15 protein-coding genes are annotated in these 14417 nt (G+C 71.4%); 4 read left to right on the top strand and 11 right to left on the bottom strand.

Annotation, left to right across the window (positions count from 1 at the left end):
* Positions 1–12 precede the first annotated feature (12 nt).
* The 8 genes from IEY89_RS13695 to IEY89_RS13660 form a co-directional block, all read right to left on the bottom strand.
* The gene (locus tag IEY89_RS13695; protein WP_189147649.1) at positions 13–537 is read right to left on the bottom strand and encodes a MarR family winged helix-turn-helix transcriptional regulator; all 525 of its coding nucleotides are present in this window, start codon (positions 535–537) and stop codon (positions 13–15) included.
* Positions 538–897: 360 nt separating this feature from the next.
* Positions 898–2994, bottom strand: a complete 2097-nt coding sequence (locus IEY89_RS13690; protein ID WP_189147648.1) for an ATP-binding SpoIIE family protein phosphatase — start codon at positions 2992–2994, stop codon at positions 898–900.
* Positions 2995–3104: 110 nt separating this feature from the next.
* On the bottom strand, positions 3105–3776 hold the full coding sequence (locus IEY89_RS13685; protein ID WP_189147647.1) for a GntR family transcriptional regulator: 672 nt from the start codon (positions 3774–3776) through the stop codon (positions 3105–3107).
* A 42-nt stretch (positions 3777–3818) separates the two neighbouring features.
* The gene (locus IEY89_RS13680; protein WP_189147646.1) at positions 3819–4820 is read right to left on the bottom strand and encodes a proline racemase family protein; all 1002 of its coding nucleotides are present in this window, start codon (positions 4818–4820) and stop codon (positions 3819–3821) included.
* A 55-nt stretch (positions 4821–4875) separates the two neighbouring features.
* Positions 4876–5769: a dihydrodipicolinate synthase family protein gene (locus tag IEY89_RS13675; protein ID WP_189147645.1), complete on the bottom strand. Its 894-nt coding sequence runs from the start codon at positions 5767–5769 to the stop codon at positions 4876–4878.
* 99 nt (positions 5770–5868) lie between these two features.
* Positions 5869–7281, bottom strand: a complete 1413-nt coding sequence (locus IEY89_RS13670) for an FAD-dependent oxidoreductase (RefSeq protein WP_189147644.1) — start codon at positions 7279–7281, stop codon at positions 5869–5871.
* Positions 7265–7570 carry a (2Fe-2S)-binding protein gene (locus tag IEY89_RS13665; protein WP_189147728.1) on the bottom strand — a complete coding sequence of 102 codons (306 nt, stop codon included), beginning with the start codon at positions 7568–7570 and terminating at the stop codon, positions 7265–7267. The genes IEY89_RS13670 and IEY89_RS13665 overlap by 17 nt, the downstream gene beginning before the upstream one ends.
* 41 nt (positions 7571–7611) lie before the next feature.
* Complete coding sequence (locus tag IEY89_RS13660) at positions 7612–8784, bottom strand: NAD(P)/FAD-dependent oxidoreductase (protein WP_189147643.1); 1173 nt, start codon at positions 8782–8784, stop codon at positions 7612–7614.
* A 139-nt stretch (positions 8785–8923) separates the two neighbouring features.
* Here IEY89_RS13660 and IEY89_RS13655 point away from each other — a divergent pair, with 139 nt between their 5' ends.
* From IEY89_RS13655 to IEY89_RS13645, 3 genes are all read left to right on the top strand, one after another.
* Complete coding sequence (locus IEY89_RS13655) at positions 8924–9406, top strand: TniQ family protein (protein WP_189147642.1); 483 nt, start codon at positions 8924–8926, stop codon at positions 9404–9406.
* A gap of 149 nt (positions 9407–9555) precedes the next feature.
* Entirely contained in the window at positions 9556–10548 is a 993-nt protein-coding gene (locus IEY89_RS13650) for an alpha/beta hydrolase fold domain-containing protein (RefSeq protein WP_189147641.1), read from the top strand.
* 160 nt (positions 10549–10708) lie between these two features.
* The gene (locus IEY89_RS13645; RefSeq protein WP_373287237.1) at positions 10709–11263 is read left to right on the top strand and encodes a pre-peptidase C-terminal domain-containing protein; all 555 of its coding nucleotides are present in this window, start codon (positions 10709–10711) and stop codon (positions 11261–11263) included.
* A gap of 627 nt (positions 11264–11890) precedes the next feature.
* Here IEY89_RS13645 and IEY89_RS13640 read toward each other — a convergent pair.
* On the bottom strand, positions 11891–12355 hold the full coding sequence (locus IEY89_RS13640) for a DUF6299 family protein (protein WP_189147639.1): 465 nt from the start codon (positions 12353–12355) through the stop codon (positions 11891–11893).
* Positions 12356–12622: 267 nt separating this feature from the next.
* On the opposite strand from IEY89_RS13640, the gene IEY89_RS13635 reads away from it, so the two are divergent.
* Positions 12623–12811, top strand: coding sequence for a DUF5999 family protein (locus tag IEY89_RS13635; protein WP_189147638.1), 189 nt, complete (start codon positions 12623–12625; stop codon positions 12809–12811).
* A 28-nt stretch (positions 12812–12839) separates the two neighbouring features.
* Here IEY89_RS13635 and IEY89_RS13630 read toward each other — a convergent pair whose 3' ends face one another.
* A complete protein-coding gene (locus tag IEY89_RS13630; protein WP_189147637.1) occupies positions 12840–13238 on the bottom strand; it encodes a RidA family protein in 399 nt (132 codons plus the stop codon).
* On the bottom strand, positions 13235–14374 hold the full coding sequence (locus tag IEY89_RS13625) for an acyl-CoA dehydrogenase family protein (RefSeq protein WP_189147636.1): 1140 nt from the start codon (positions 14372–14374) through the stop codon (positions 13235–13237). Before IEY89_RS13625 ends, IEY89_RS13630 begins: the two co-directional genes overlap by 4 nt.
* Between the last annotated feature and the right edge of the window lie 43 nt (positions 14375–14417).

Genomic DNA, 14417 nt, shown 5'->3' with positions numbered 1-14417 from the left:
CCGAGAAGGACGTCACACGATCGCGGTGTCCGCCCAGCCGAGCGGGTGCGGCTCCGTGTCGCCCGCCGCCGGGACGGGGGGTTCCCCGCCCGCCTCGCTGAAGGCGGTGAGCGCTTCGACGAGCGCTGCCCTCTGTGCCGGGGCGAGGCGTGCCACGATCCCGGAGATCTCGGTCCGCCGGCGGGCCGTGACGTCCTCGACCGTCCGACGCCCCTCCTCGGTGAGGCCGAGCTGCGTCTCCCGGCGGTTGTCGGGGTTGAGGTGCCGTTCGGCGAGGCCGGCCGCGATCAGCCGGTCGATCATGCGCATCGCGGTGGACGGGGCCACCTGGAGCAGGTCGGCGAGCGTGACCAGCTTGGTGTCCCCGCGCGTGGACAGGACGACCAGCATCCGGAACTGCGGGAGCGTCACGCGTTCCTCGACCTCGGCGAGGGACCGGGCGGAGACCGCCACGAGCAGCCGCGACGCGGTCAGCACCGCTCGGGTCACCGCGTCAACATCGTCCATGTCCCCTGCGGGGGTCTCGCGCTCCGCCATGGGTCCTTTCTACCGTGCCGAAGTGAACCTTCCCGCCCGCGATGGGAACAGATTGTCCTTACCCATGACCAGGGCGACGGCACAGGAGCATCGCGGCACCGCAGGTGAGCGCCTCGTGACGACGACGGCCCGTGGCTGCCGGAGACGGTGCCGGAGCCGGGGTCCCGGAATCGCCGGCCCGGCCCCGTGCCTGCCGGGATCGCCCGTCGGCGTGAACCGACCGGCCCGGAGCGGTCGTTGGCGACCGGGAGCGTGGCCGCGGTGGTGGACCGGCCGGACCAGTGGCGATCGGCGCCGGAGCGGCTGCGCGCCCCGGGCTGTACGGCCGGCTCCCGATCCTCCTCGGGACCCCGGAAACCGTCAGGTCAGCGCCTGCTCCGCCCAGATCGTCTTGCCGTTCCTGGTGTGCCGGGTGCCCCAGCTGGTGGTGAGCTGGGCGACCAGGAGGAGTCCCCGGCCGCCCTCGTCGAAGATCCTGGCCCGGCGCAGATGCGGTGAGGTCGAACTGCCGTCCGAGACCTCGCAGATGAGCGTGCGGTCGTGGATCAGCCGGAGCTGGATGGGGTCGGCGCCGTAGCGGATCGCGTTGGTGACGAGTTCGCTGACGACCAGTTCGGTGACGAAGGCGACATCCTCCAGGCCCCACTGCTCCAACTGGGCGACGGCACGTCTGCGGGCATCGGCGACCACCTCGAAATCGGCGGGCAGGTCCCAGACGCGGACGTGGTCGGCGTCCAGGGCGCGGGTGCGGGCCAGCACCAGGGCGACGTCGTCGCCGGGGTTCTTCGGCAGCAGGGCGGACAGGACCCGGTCGCAGCGGTCCTCCAGCGAGGCCTGCGCACTGTGCCCCTCCGCGAGGGTCCGGGCCAGCAGGGCGATGCCGAGGTCCGGGTCGCCCTCGGTGGGCTCGACCAGCCCGTCCGTGAACAGGGTGACGAGGCTGCCCTCCGGCAGCTGGATCTCGGTGGTCTCGAAGGGCAGACCGCCCACCCCCAGCACCGGCCCGACACTGACGTCCACGACCCGGGTCCCGCCGTCCGGCAGGACCAGCACGGGCGGTGGGTGGCCGGCGCTGGCGACGGCCAGCTCCCGGGAGACCGGGTCGTAGACCGCGTACAGACAGGTCGCCCCGGTGGCACCGACGGCCACCCGGTCGCCGCCGGCGCTGTCGTCGTCAGCGGCGAGACGCAGGACCAGGTCGTCGAGGTGGGCCAGCAGCTCGTCGGGCGGCAGGTCGACGTCGGCGAGCGTCTGGACCGCCGTACGCAGCCTGCCCATGGTCGCCGACGCCTGGATGCCGTGGCCGACCACGTCGCCGACGACGAGGCCGACGCGCGCGCCCGAGAGGGGGATGACGTCGAACCAGTCGCCGCCGACACCGGCCCGTGAGCCGGCGGGCAGATAGCGGGAGGCGACGTCCACCGCCGACTGCCTGGAGGGACCGCGCGGCAGCAGGCTCTCCTGGAGGGCGAGGGCGGTGCTGCGCTCGCGGGTGTAGCGGCGGGCGTTGTCGACACAGAGGGCGGCGCGGCTCGCCAGCTCCCTGGCCAGGACGAAGTCGTCCTCGTTGAAGACGTCGGGCCGGGTGCGCAGCAGGACGGCGACCCCGAGTGTCGTACCGCGCGCGATGAGCGGCACCGCCACCAGCGAGGTGACGACGACTCCGCGCAGGCTCTGGGCCCGTTCGGGCGCGGTCGCCATCCAGTGGTCGAAGTCGGGGGCGCCGCTGCGGCTGAGCACCGGCTGTCCGGTGCTCAGTGCCCGGGCGGGCGGGGAGTAGGGCGGGTACGTGTCAGTGGTCCCCGGGCCGAGCAGCGCCCCGGGGGCCCCGATCCTCCCGGCCGCGTGGGCGAGGCGGCGCAGCACCACCACGTCGTCCGGGCCGGCCTCGGCGGGCTCGTCGCCGCGCATGACCGCCTCCAGCAGGTCCACGCTGGCGAAGTCGGCGAACCGGGGTACGACCAGGTCGGCGAGTTCCTGGGCGGTGCGGTCGAGATCCAGGCTGGTGCCGATGGAGACGGCCGCCTCGTCGAGGACCGCCAGCCGCTGCCGCGCCCAGTGCTGCTCACTGCTGTCGTACGCGGCCAGCCCGACCGCGCTCACCTCGCCCGAGGCGTCCCGGACGGGCCACAGCTCCATGTTCCAGGCGTGCTCGCGGATCCCGGAGGGCGCCCGTGAGAAGGCCTCGTAGTGTGTGGGCTCGCCCGTGGCGGCCACGTCCCGCAGTGCCTTGAGCAGGCCGCGTTGCGCGACGTCCTCCGGCACGCCGTAGGGGAAGACCCGGCCGAGCAGCGCGTCCTCCTCCTCGACGCCCATCACCTGGCAGGCGACGTCGTTGAGCCGCCGGTACCGCTGCTCGACGTCGAAGACGGACATCGAGAACGACGCCTGCCTGAACGCCTCTTCCACCAGGTCAGGTCCGTCCTGATGATCGTCGTCAGCGCTCGCGGAGGCCATGGGTTCAGTGTCCTCCCCCGCCCGGACGGCAACAACCGAACACGTCCGAACGCGCACACGGAGTTCGTGTACGCCATTCGTGGAAGTGGTGGGGCAGGGGTGGGCGCGGTTCAGTGGGCCCAGTCGCCCCGGACATGGCCCAGGTGCCGGGTCATCACGGTCCGTACACGCTCCTCGTCCCGGGCGAGGAGCGCGTCGAGGATCTCCAGGTGCTCCTCGGCGGTCGACTTCAGCAGTCCGCGCTCGGCCAGTGCGGTGAGGCCGTACAGCCGCGACCGTTTGCGCAGGTCGCCGACGACCTCGACCAGATGCTGGTTGCCGGCCAGGGCGAGCAGGCCGAGGTGGAAGCGGCGGTCGGCCTCGACGTGGGCGATGAGATCGCCGCTGTCCGCCGCCGCGACGCTCTCCTCCGCGTGTGTGCGCAGCGCCTCCAGCGCGCCCGGGTCGGCGGTCGCGGCGAGGCCGACGGTGGTCGGGATCTCGATCAGCGACCGGATGTGGGTGTACTCGTCGAGCTGCCGCTCGGAGACCGTGGTGACCCGGAAACCCTTGTTGGGTACGGGATCGACCATGCCCTCCTTCACCAGATCGAGCATGGCCTCGCGCACCGGGGTCGCCGAGACGCCGAAACGGGCGGCGAGCGAGGGCGCCGAGTAGACCTCGCCCGGCCGCAGTTCACCGGCGACGAGCGCGGCCCGCAGCGCGTCGGCGACGCTCGCCCGGTAACTGGGCCGCGGACCGCCGATGCTGGGCAGAGCGGGGCCGGTGCGCTGAGCGGCCATGGGTTCTCCTGGTGGATCCGGTGGATCTCGGGTCGGGCGGTGTCAGAGTACGAAGCCGGCCGGGAACGGGTCGTCCGGGTCCAGCAGATACTGGGCGGTGCCGGTGATCCAGGCGCGGCCGGTGATCGTGGGCACCACGGCGGGGCGTCCGGCGACCTCCGTGCTCTCGACGAGCCGCCCGGTGAACGACGTACCGATGAAGGACTCGTTCAGGAAGTCCTGGTGCAGCGGCAGTTCACCGCGCGCGTGCAGCTGCGCCATACGGGCGGAGGTGCCTGTGCCGCAGGGCGAGCGGTCGAACCAGCCGGGATGGATGGCCATCGCGTGCCGGGAGCGTACGGCGGTCGAGCCGGGAGCCGCCAGATAGACGTGGTGGACGCCGTTGATGGTCGGGTTCTCCGGGTGCACGGGCGGGCTGTCGGCGTTGATCGCGTCCATCAGGGCGAGTCCGGCGGCGAGGATGTCGTCCTTCCGCTCACGCTCGAAGGGCAGGCCGAACTCGTCAAGGGGCAGGATGGCGTAGAAGTTGCCGCCGAAGGCGAGGTCGTAGGTCACCGTGCGACCGTCGGCGAGGGTCGCTTTTCGGTCCAACTCCACGGCGAACGAAGGCACGTTGCGGATCGTGACCGCCTTCGCCGCGCCGTCCTCCACCGCCACCTCGGCGACGACGAGCCCGGCCGGGGTGTCCAGCCGGATGGTGGTGACCGGCTCGACGACAGGGACCATGCCGGTCTCGACGAGCACGGTCGCCACACCGATCGTGCCGTGGCCGCACATCGGCAGATAGCCGGAGACCTCAATGTAGAGGACGCCGTAGTCGCAGTCGGGCCGGGTCGGCGGCTGGAGGACCGCCCCGCTCATGGCGGGGTGCCCGCGTGGCTCGTTCATCAGGAAGTTCCGTACGTCGTCCCGGTGTTCGCGGAACCACAGCCGGCGTTCGTTCATCGTGTCGCCGGGGATCGTGCCGATTCCGCCGGTGACGACCCGGGTCGGCATGCCCTCGGTGTGCGAGTCGACGGCGTGCAGGACGAGCTTGCTGCGCATGATCGCGATCCTCTCAGGTCAACTCGGGCCGACGCAGGTCGGCGTGCTGTCCGGCTCAGGCGAGGCCGAGGGCGACGGCCTTCTCGGTGGCCTCGCGGACCGACTTCTCCTGCTCCGGCAGCAGCGGCATGCGCGGCGGGCGGACGGGACCGCCGTGCCGGCCGACGATGTCCATCGACAGCTTGATCGCCTGCACGAACTCGACCTTGGAGTCCCAGCGGTGGAGTGCGTGCAGCTGCCGGTAGAGCGGCAGGGCGGTGGCCAGGTCACCCGCCACCGCCGCGCGGTACAGCTCGACGGTCGCCCGGGGCAGGGCGTTGGGGTAACCGGCGACCCAGCCCACCGCTCCGGCCGTGGCCAGCTCCAGCAGGACGTCGTCGGCGCCGATCAACACGTCGAGTTCCGGGGCGAGTTCCTGGATCTGGTAGATGCGCCGGGTGTCCCCGGAGAACTCCTTCACACCCTTGATGTGTCCGGCCGCGTGCAGCTGGGCGAGCAGCTCGGGGGTGAGGTCGATCTTGGTGTCGATCGGGTTGTTGTACGCCACGATGTCGATGCCGACCTCGGCGACGGCGGCGTAGTGCGCGAGCACCGAACGCCCGTCACCGCGGTAGGCGTTGGGCGGCAGCAGCATGACGGCAGCGCAGCCGGCGTCCTTGGCCTGCGCGGCCCAGCGGGCGGACTCGGCACAGCCGTAGGCGGCCACGCCGGGCATCACCCGGTCCCCGCCGATCGCTGCGACCGCGGTCTCGACGACCTTCACCCGCTCCTCGGCGGTGAGCACCTGGTACTCGCCGAGGGAGCCGTTCGGTACGACGCCGTCGCAACCGTTCTCGACGAGCCAGCGGCAATGATCGGCGTAGGCCTCGTAGTTGACACTCAGATCGTCATTGAGCGGCAACGCGGTGGCGACAAGAACACCGCGCCAGACGGGAGCGGGGATACTCATAGGGACCTCACCTTTCGGCATGCAGAAGTAGAGCGCCCCGACAGGGGCGCGGGAAACTGCGCGACAAGCCACGACGAACCCGCAGACAAGACACAGCCATCAGCGCTCAGGCTCCTCCGCCAACACCCCCAACGGCACAGGCCGAGAAAACGGCCGCTTGCCCAAACCCACCGGACACCCCGCAACCCCGGCGACACCAGTTGCACAGACCCGCCCCTGGCACCACCCCATACCCGCCCGGGTGAGCAACTTGACGGTTCGCGAATCAGTCGCGCCCAACTCCTCGACCGCCTCGCGGACTTCCGCCGCCGTCACCTCCTCGCAGCGGCAGACGACGGTGTCGTCGGCGACCTGTTCCGCCCAGTGGGCGGGCGGGGCGTAGGCGGTGTCGAGGGCGGCGAAGAGCTTGCGCAGCCGGGTACGGGTCCGGGCGGCCGTCGCCCGGTCGGCGGCGCGTGGCTCGGCTCCCTTCAGCCGGGCGGCGATCGACTGCCCGGCGATCTCGCCCTCGGCCAGCGCGAGCACCGCTCCCCCGATGCCGGTGGCCTCGCCCGCCGCCCAGACACCGTGGACGTCGGTGCGCTGCTCGGCGTCGGTGACGACGAAGGCGTCGCCGGTGACGTCGATCGCGCACCCCAGGATCTCGGCCAGATCGGTGTGCGCGAGCATGCCGTGCCCGACGGCCAGGGTGTCGCAGGCGATCCGCCGCATGGTGGCCGGCCGTACCCGGCCTCGGGTGTCCAGGGCGGCGACGGTGACGGCCTCGACGCGGTCGGTTCCATGCGCCGCGACCACGGTGTGACGTACCGTCACCGGCACTTTGTGGCGCAGCAGTTGGACCGCGTACCGGGCGGCCTCGGCGATCTTCGCCGGGTTGGCGGCGAGTGTCGCCGTGTGCCGGACGAAGTCGGTGGGGTGCGTGGACTCGACGTACGCCGCGACTTCGGCGCCCGCCGCCGCGAGCCCGGCCGCGACCGGCATCAGCAACGGCCCGGTTCCGGCGACGACCACCGTACGGCCCGGCAGGACGAGGCCGCCCTTGAGCATCGCCTGCGCGCCGCCCGCGGTGACCACACCGGGCAGGGTCCAGCCGGGGAAGGGCAGCACCTTCTCGTAGCCGCCGGTGGCGAGGAGGACGGCGTCGGCGGTGACGGTCTGCGACCCGGCCTGCCCTGGGCCGGTCAGGGCATGCACACCGAAGCCGCCGCCTCCCGCGAACTCCCTTTCCACGAACCACACATGACGATCCACCAGGTGGATGATCTGACCCGCCGCGACATGCGCCGCCAGCCGGTCCCGCAGCTTCTTCCAGGTGCCCCAGGCGTGGTGCAGGGCCTGCGGCCTGCGTGCCTTCAGCGCCACCGCGGGCTGCCGGTAGAACTGCCCGCCCGCCTGCGCGCCGGCATCGAGCAGCACGACCCGTACGCCCCGGTCGGCGGCCGTCAGTGCGGCGGCGAGGCCCGCCGGACCGGCGCCGACCACCGCGAGAGAGGCTCTACCCGAGTTCGTCATGGCCGGTGCCTTCCTGGGTGCGGATCGCGTCTCCGGGCGTGACCGGGACCAGGCAAGCACGTTGGTTGGGGCGGTCGTTGACGGTGACGAGGCAGTCGAAGCAGATCCCGATGCCGCAGAAGATCCCGCGTGGCGCACCGCTGCCCCGGGTGCTGCGCCAGGAGGTGACGCCCGCCGACCAGAGCACGGCGGCGACGGTCTGACCGGGCAGCGCGTCGGTCTCGTCCCCGTCGACGGTGACGGTGAACGGGGGCCCGGGCCGGGCCCGGGCCAGCTCCAGCGGAGTCACTTTCTTCACCTGCTTCACCTGGATCGTTTTCCTCACGCTCCTCACCTCTCCTCTCCCGCGAACCTGTCCGGGCGGAACGGCGTCAGATCGAGGTCGGGTGTCCGGCCCGTCAACGACTGGGCGATCAGGTGCCCGGTGCCGACCGCGAGCCCGATCCCCGCCCCCTCGTGACCGCACGCGTGGTAGAGCCCCGGCGCCCGGGGATCCGCCCCGATGGCCGGCAGATGGTCCGGCAGATAGGGGCGGAAGCCCAGGTAAGCGCGCATCGCGTGGACCGTGCCGAGGGCCGGGAAGAGCGCCGTCGCCTGGGCGGCCAGTCGGCGCACGACAGGGAGGGAGAAGGTCCGGTCGAAGCCGACCCGTTCACGGCTGGCCCCGATCAGCACCGGGCCCGCGGCCGTGCTCTCGACGACCGCCGAGGACTGGAGCCCGGCGTCACCGCTGGCGACATCGGCGACGTAGTCGGCGGCGTACACCTTGTGCCGGACGGTGCCGGGCGGCAGTGGTTCGGTCACCAGGACGAAGCCGCGGCGCGGCAGCACGGGCAGGCGCACCCCGGCCAGCGCGGCGACCTCGCCGCCCCAGGTGCCGGCCGCGTTGACGACGACCGGGGCGTGGATGTCGCCGTGCGCCACCGTCCGTACGCCGTGCACGGAGCCGTCCTGCGCGCGCAGAATGTCCATGACGGCCGTGCCGGTGCGCAGTTCGGCCCCGGCCCGGCGGGCTGCCCGGACGACCTGGGCGGCGGCGAGGGAGGGCATCACCTGGCAGTCCTGCGGGTACCGGACGCCGCCCGCGAGGTCGGGGGCCAAGTGCGGTTCCAGCTCGGCGAGTTGGCGGGCTCCGACCACTTCGGCCTCGACGCCAGCCGCCCGCTGTCCGGCGGCGAAGCCGGCCAGTGCGGCCATGCCTTCGGCGTCGGAGGCGACGACGAGCCCGCCCTTCGCCTCGAACTCGACGGCGCCGCCGATCCCCGGCTCGGCCGCGAGGTCCTGCCAGAGACGGGCGGAGAGCAGCGCGAGGTCCAGCTCGGGCCCCGGCTCCTTGTCGGAGACGAGCAGGTTGCCCTCACCGGCGCCGGTGGTACCACCGGCCACCGGTCCCCGGTCGAGGACGAGGGTCACGAGACCCGCCCGGGCGAGATACAGGGCACAGGCGGCGCCCACCATTCCGGCACCGATGACCACAACATCGCAGGTCAGTCGCTTGCTCACGCCAGTACAATGTCACATGTCTCCCATCGCGCCAAGGGTGCCTGGGCTTGCGCGCCGCCGCCGCTGAGGGCGGACGCTGGAAATGAGGGTGCGGAGCCCAACGCGATGGTGACCTAGATCACCTTCTAGGGGTGCATGTATGCCTCCACGAGGATTAGCGCTGGTCACGGTCCCGCAAACGAACGAGGCGTTCGCGTCGTGGGTGGATCGGAGGGCTCGCGTGAACCGATGCCCGTCAACTGAGGTCGCCGACCTGATGGGGCTGCGCCTTCGGGGGGTTTATGCGGATGCCCGGCCCCCTGTGCTCGGAGTGCGATGCGATGAGGCGGTCCGGCAGACCGTGTACGCAGCGACGGGTGTCCCTGGCGGCACGGTGGACAGGATGCACCTGCCGGTTTTCGAGGGTGGGTCGCTGAGCGTGGCGGCGCTCTCCGCGGGCGAGGCGCACTGGCCGTCGGCGCGCCGGGAGTGGGTAGAGGTGTACGGCAGCCGGGCCTGTCCGTGCTGTCTGCTGGCGTCGGGTGGGGTGTGGCAGCTGTGGTGGAAGCTGTCGTGCGCGGCGGTCCGCCCGGAGCATCAGGTGACGCTGCGAATGCGTGGATGCGGCACTGGCCCGCGTTGACGACCGATGCCGAACCGGCGGTCCGTGCGCTGATGACGGTCCGTCCGCGCTCTGGTTCCGGTTGAACGGGCCACCGGGTCGTCAGCGCGCGAACCCGCTCGCGACCGGTCGGCGAGCCATTGTCAGCATTGTCAAAGGGAGATTGCGTGATGACCATCAACCAGACGGACGCGGGGGTGGCGCCGTCGCGCTTCCGGGTGCCGGAGACCGTATCGCCCGAAGCCTCCGCGATACTCAAGGTGATGTATGAGGCCGGCGAGCAGCAGCCCGCGCCGACCAGGCCGGAAACGACCGCTGACTTCGACAACGCGAACAAGCTGATGGAGGCGGCGTTCGCGCCCTGGAACCAGCAGCTTGCCGCCACGCTGGGGACCACGATCCGCCGCGAGACGATCGGCGACGTGCCCGTGGTGCGGATCACACCGCGGGAGCACAGGTCGAGCGGACGGGCGCTGCTCTACGTCCACGGCGGTGCCTATGTCTATTTCTCGTCCGCGACGTTGGTCGGCCTGCCGGCGCTCATCGCCACCGCGACGGGCGACGAAGTCATATCGATCGACTACACGCTGGCGCCGCGCGGGCGCTGGCAAGCGGTGACCGATCAGGTCCTGGCGGTCTGGAAGACGTTGCTGGCGAGCGTGCTCGACGCCCGCTCGATCGGACTTTTCGGCGATTCCGCCGACGGCGGGCTCGCAGCCGGCGCCGTCCTGAAGATGCGCGACCAGCACCTGCCGCTGCCTGCGGCGCTGTGGCTTGTCTCGCCGTGGTCGGACATCACCGGGCTCGGCGACACCTACGAGACGCTGAAGGACGCGGATCCCATCCTGACTCCGGAATCGCTCGCATGGGCCGCGGACGCCTACGCCGATGTGGCCGATCAGAAGCATCCCTATGTCAGTCCGGTGTACGGCGACTACGCGAAGCCGTTCCCACCGACCCTGATCCAGGGTGGGACGCGCGAGATCTTCCTCAGCAACTTCGTCCGTCAATATCAGGTGATCCGCGACGGACGACATGAAGCGGTGCTCGACCTGTACGAAGGCATGCCGCACGTCTTCCACAGCCTCGTGCCCGACGCCCCTGAGTCGAAAACCGCGGTTGCGCGCGCCGCGACCTTCTTCGACGGCTATCTGGATCGCTGACGCCGGCGCGGGCGTGTGCTTCGGATCCGGCCGACCGTCAGGCAGTTGGACTTCGACAGCGCTGTCCGCGCGGACGCCTCGGTCATGCGGGCCGGCCTCTCCGGTAGCAGCGTGAACGCGAACACAACACCTCGCTGGGCCTGTGGCGGTCTCCTGGCAGGTGACGAATAGCCACGCGCCGGTCGACAGCACGGTGGAGGGCGGCCCGCTCGGCTCTGCCAGGACCACGCGGCCGACCATCACCAAGGGCGCCACACAGAGCACCAGCGTCGAGGTGCCCGAGGGTGCCACGTCGCTGGACGTCGTCATCGGCGGTGCCTCCGATACGGGCGCAGACCTGGACCTGACGGTCTACGACAAGGACGGCAACCTGGTCGGGCAGGACGCGGACGCCGACTCCGAGGAGACGGCCTCCGTCATCGACCCGGCCGTCGGCGAGTACACCATCGAGGTCTACGGCTTCGCGGTTCCGGGCGGCTCCACCGCGCATGACTACCGCGACACGTACTTCTCCGCCACGCTCGGCACCGTCGCGGTCGACGACTCGGCTCCGGTGAACCTCGGAACAGGCGACCCGGCGACGGTGTCCGCCGACGTCACCGCCACGGGTACCGGACCCGACGGACGCGACCTCTTCGGACAGGTACGGCTGCTGAACACGCGCGGTACGGTCGCGGGCGCCGGCACCGTTCTGATCGAGAAGGTCACGCCATAGCCGTCGGCTGCTGACGAGGGCGGGTGTCCGGGGTACCGGGCGTCTGCCCTTTCGCTGCTCCACCTGGCCGCCCCCGTCCGTCTGTGCTGAACTCCGCCCCGGGGCCGAGCGTTCCAGCCTGGCCCCGGGGCACCCGCGGGTCGGGCTCAGCGCCAGTCGAGCAGGTAGTAAGGCTGGCCGTTGAATGAACCTGGGCACTCCATATCCGCGAGATCGATCGACTGCCGCCCGGGCCATCTGTATCGACGTGATGCGCCGTCAGCTCTGACCGCAGGGGCGATCACGGCGGTAGCGTTGCGCCGAGGCGCCGCCGCTCGATAAGAGCTGGTCAGACCCACTCTCATTCACAACTCCACAAACCGAAGCTACTTCGATGACCGTGAAAAGTGATAGTGCCCAGGTCAGAGGCCTTGTCAACTCTCTTTTCCAGCGGGTCCTCAGCCGCTGAGAGCGGACGCCGCCGCCGGAGGACGGACAGCCACGAGAATCCGCCGACCGGTCTCCCCCGTACGCCCGACGAGGCCGAGGCATGGATGTGGGGGCCGGCCGGCGCACAGCACTGGGCGGCCCCGTCTGCCCCCGTCGGTCCCGTGAGTCCCGTGAGTCCCGTGGGTCCGGGCGTGCGGATCAGACCCCGGTGAGGACGATTGCCTGGACCTGCTCCGCGTGGACGGTCGGCATCGGGATGAAGCCCGAGCGGCGGAACTCCACCAGGCTGGTCTTCACCCGCACCGGGCCGGGCTTGTAGGCGCCCGGCTCGGTGGCCTTGGTGTTCGACCACTGGTGCCAGGAGCCGTCGCAGCTGGCGGGGATGCTGTCCATGCCGTACCAGACGTTCTCGCCCCGCTCGATCGAGGCCGCGACACGGACGGAGTGGCCGGTGCTGAGACAGCGGTAGCTGCCGGAAAGCGTGAGCTCGCCGTCGGACGAGATGCTGCCGGATTCGACCGTCACCTGGTCGAATCCCTCGTCCGCGGCCTGGACCGCCGTCGCGGCCGGGGCCACCGCCAGCAGTACGGCGCCGACGACGACGGCTGCGGCACGGGAGAGGGACGAGAGGGCGGGGAAGGACGGCGAGAAGGACAGTGACATGGGGAAACCTCCTTGTGGGGGCTCCACAGGTACTGGTCCCCCACCCCCGCGCGCGTGATCATCACCCCTTCGTCGGCGAGTCGCGCGCTCCGAGTGCCACGCTTTTCGGATCATTTCCGAATGTCAGGGTGGTGTCACAGCACGTCCGCGTGGTGTCACGCTTCCCCGACACGACTTGGCGCCGGGCCCCCGGCGCGGGCATCGTCAGATGTGGCAAGGAAGCATCGCATCGCACCCGAGCACCAGCATCCGATCCAGAGGCACATCATGTGTTCACACCAGCCCCCGTGCCCTTCGGCCGACCGTCCCGACCGGGACGCCGCGCACATCGTCGCCTTCCATCCCGAGCAGGGCTGGAACCTCCTGTGCAACGGTGCGATCGTCTTCGACGACACCGGCGAGCTGCTGCCCGACGGCAGCGTGATCACCCCGCAGCGCCTGACAGCCGCCGCCTGATCGGCCCGGGGCCCGGCTCCCCGACCCGCTACGGCAGCACCGCGAAGCCGTCGAGTTCGACCAGGGCCCGTTCGTCCCAGAGCCGGACGATGCCGACGACCGCCATCGCCGGATAGTCACGCCCCGCCAACCTCCCCCAGACAGCTCCGAGTTGAGGAGCCTGGGCGCGGTATTCGGCGACGTCCATGACGTACACGGTGACCCGGACCAGGTCGGCGGGGGCACCGCCGGCCGCGTGCAGCGCGGCGAGCAGGTTCCCGAGGGCCCGCTCGAACTGTTCGGGCAGTGTGTCCCCCACGACCTTCCCGTCGGCGTCGAGCGCGGTCTGCCCCGCGAGGAACACCAGCCGGGAGCCGGTGGCGACGACGGCGTGCGAGAAGCCGGAGGGCGGCGAGAGACCGGCCGGATTGACCCGCTCGACACTCATCCGACGTCCGCCTCCCCGTCCAAGCGCTTGTACAACTCCTTTGCGATGACCGTCCGTTGGACTTCGCTCGCCCCCTCGTAGATACGCGGTGCCCGCACCTCCCGGTAGAGGTGTTCGAGGAGATGGCCGCGCCGCAGGGCCCGCGCGCCGTGCAGTTGGACGGCGGCGTCGACGACGTACTGCGCGTTCTCGGTGGCCAGCAGCTTCGCCATCGCGGCGCGCTCCGGGACCCCTTGGGCGCCGTCGTCGTACGCCGCCGCTGCCGCGTAGACCATCAGCCGGGCCGCCTCCGTGCGCAGGGCCATTTCGGCGACCTGGTGGGCGACGGCCTGGAGGTCCTTCAACTTGCCGCCGAACGCGTCCCGTTGGCCGGTGTGGGCGAGGGTCGCGTCCAGGGCCGCCTGGGCCATGCCGACCGCGAAAGCGCCGACGCTCGGGCGGAACAGGTTCAACGTGCCCATGGCGACCCGGAATCCGCGGTCCGGTTCGCCGATGACGTCGTCGGCGGTCACCGGTACGGCGTCGAGGGCGAGGGCGCCGATGGGGTGCGGGGAGAGCATGTCGAGAGCGGTGCCGGTGAGGCCGGGCCGGTCGGCGGGGAGCAGGAAGGCCGTAACTCCACGGGCCCCCGCCCCCGCTGTCGTACGGGCGAAGACGGTGTAGAAGTCGGCCTCGGGAGCGTTGGAGATCCAGCACTTCTCGCCGGTGAGGCGCCAGCCGGAGGAGCCGTCGGGGGCGGCCGTGAGCGACAGGGCCGCCGCGTCCGAGCCCGCGCCCGGCTCGCTCAGCGCGAACGCGGCCACCGCGCTGCCCTCACTCACCCGGGGCAGCCAGCGTTCGCGCTGGGCCGGGGTGCCGTGGGCGTGGACCGGGTGGGCGCCGAGACCCTGGAGGGCGAGGGCCGTCTCCGCCTCGGTGCAGGAGTGGGCGAGGGACTCCCGCATCAGGCACAGGTCGAGCGCGCCGGAGGTGAACAGCCGGGAGAGCAGGCCCAGTCGGCCGAGTTCGGCGACGAGGGGACGGTTGACGCGGCCGGGTTCGCCCTTCTCGGCGAGCGGGCGCAGCCGGTCGGCGGCCAGCGAGCGCAGCTCGGCACACCAGGCGACCTGTGCCGGTTCGAGCGAGAATGCGGGCATCGCCGGTCCTCTCTCCGAGGCCACCGGTCGCGACCCCTCCTCA

Source organism: Streptomyces lacrimifluminis (genome assembly GCF_014646095.1).
GTDB classification, from domain to species: Bacteria; Actinomycetota; Actinomycetes; order Streptomycetales; family Streptomycetaceae; genus Streptomyces; species Streptomyces lacrimifluminis.
The sequence above is the reverse complement of the archived record's forward strand: the minus strand, read 5'-3'. Positions and strand labels throughout refer to the sequence as shown.

Coding starts and splice junctions, on each gene's coding strand:
- IEY89_RS13695 (WP_189147649.1), bottom strand. CDS start 537: ATGGCGGAGCGCGAGACCCCCGCAGGGGACATGGACGATGTTGACGCG.
- IEY89_RS13690 (WP_189147648.1), bottom strand. CDS start 2,994: ATGGCCTCCGCGAGCGCTGACGACGATCATCAGGACGGACCTGACCTG.
- IEY89_RS13685 (WP_189147647.1), bottom strand. CDS start 3,776: ATGGCCGCTCAGCGCACCGGCCCCGCTCTGCCCAGCATCGGCGGTCCG.
- IEY89_RS13680 (WP_189147646.1), bottom strand. CDS start 4,820: ATGCGCAGCAAGCTCGTCCTGCACGCCGTCGACTCGCACACCGAGGGC.
- IEY89_RS13675 (WP_189147645.1), bottom strand. CDS start 5,769: ATGAGTATCCCCGCTCCCGTCTGGCGCGGTGTTCTTGTCGCCACCGCG.
- IEY89_RS13670 (WP_189147644.1), bottom strand. CDS start 7,281: ATGACGAACTCGGGTAGAGCCTCTCTCGCGGTGGTCGGCGCCGGTCCG.
- IEY89_RS13655 (WP_189147642.1), top strand. CDS start 8,924: ATGCCTCCACGAGGATTAGCGCTGGTCACGGTCCCGCAAACGAACGAG.
- IEY89_RS13650 (WP_189147641.1), top strand. CDS start 9,556: ATGACCATCAACCAGACGGACGCGGGGGTGGCGCCGTCGCGCTTCCGG.
- IEY89_RS13640 (WP_189147639.1), bottom strand. CDS start 12,355: ATGTCACTGTCCTTCTCGCCGTCCTTCCCCGCCCTCTCGTCCCTCTCC.
- IEY89_RS13635 (WP_189147638.1), top strand. CDS start 12,623: ATGTGTTCACACCAGCCCCCGTGCCCTTCGGCCGACCGTCCCGACCGG.
- IEY89_RS13630 (WP_189147637.1), bottom strand. CDS start 13,238: ATGAGTGTCGAGCGGGTCAATCCGGCCGGTCTCTCGCCGCCCTCCGGC.
- IEY89_RS13625 (WP_189147636.1), bottom strand. CDS start 14,374: ATGCCCGCATTCTCGCTCGAACCGGCACAGGTCGCCTGGTGTGCCGAG.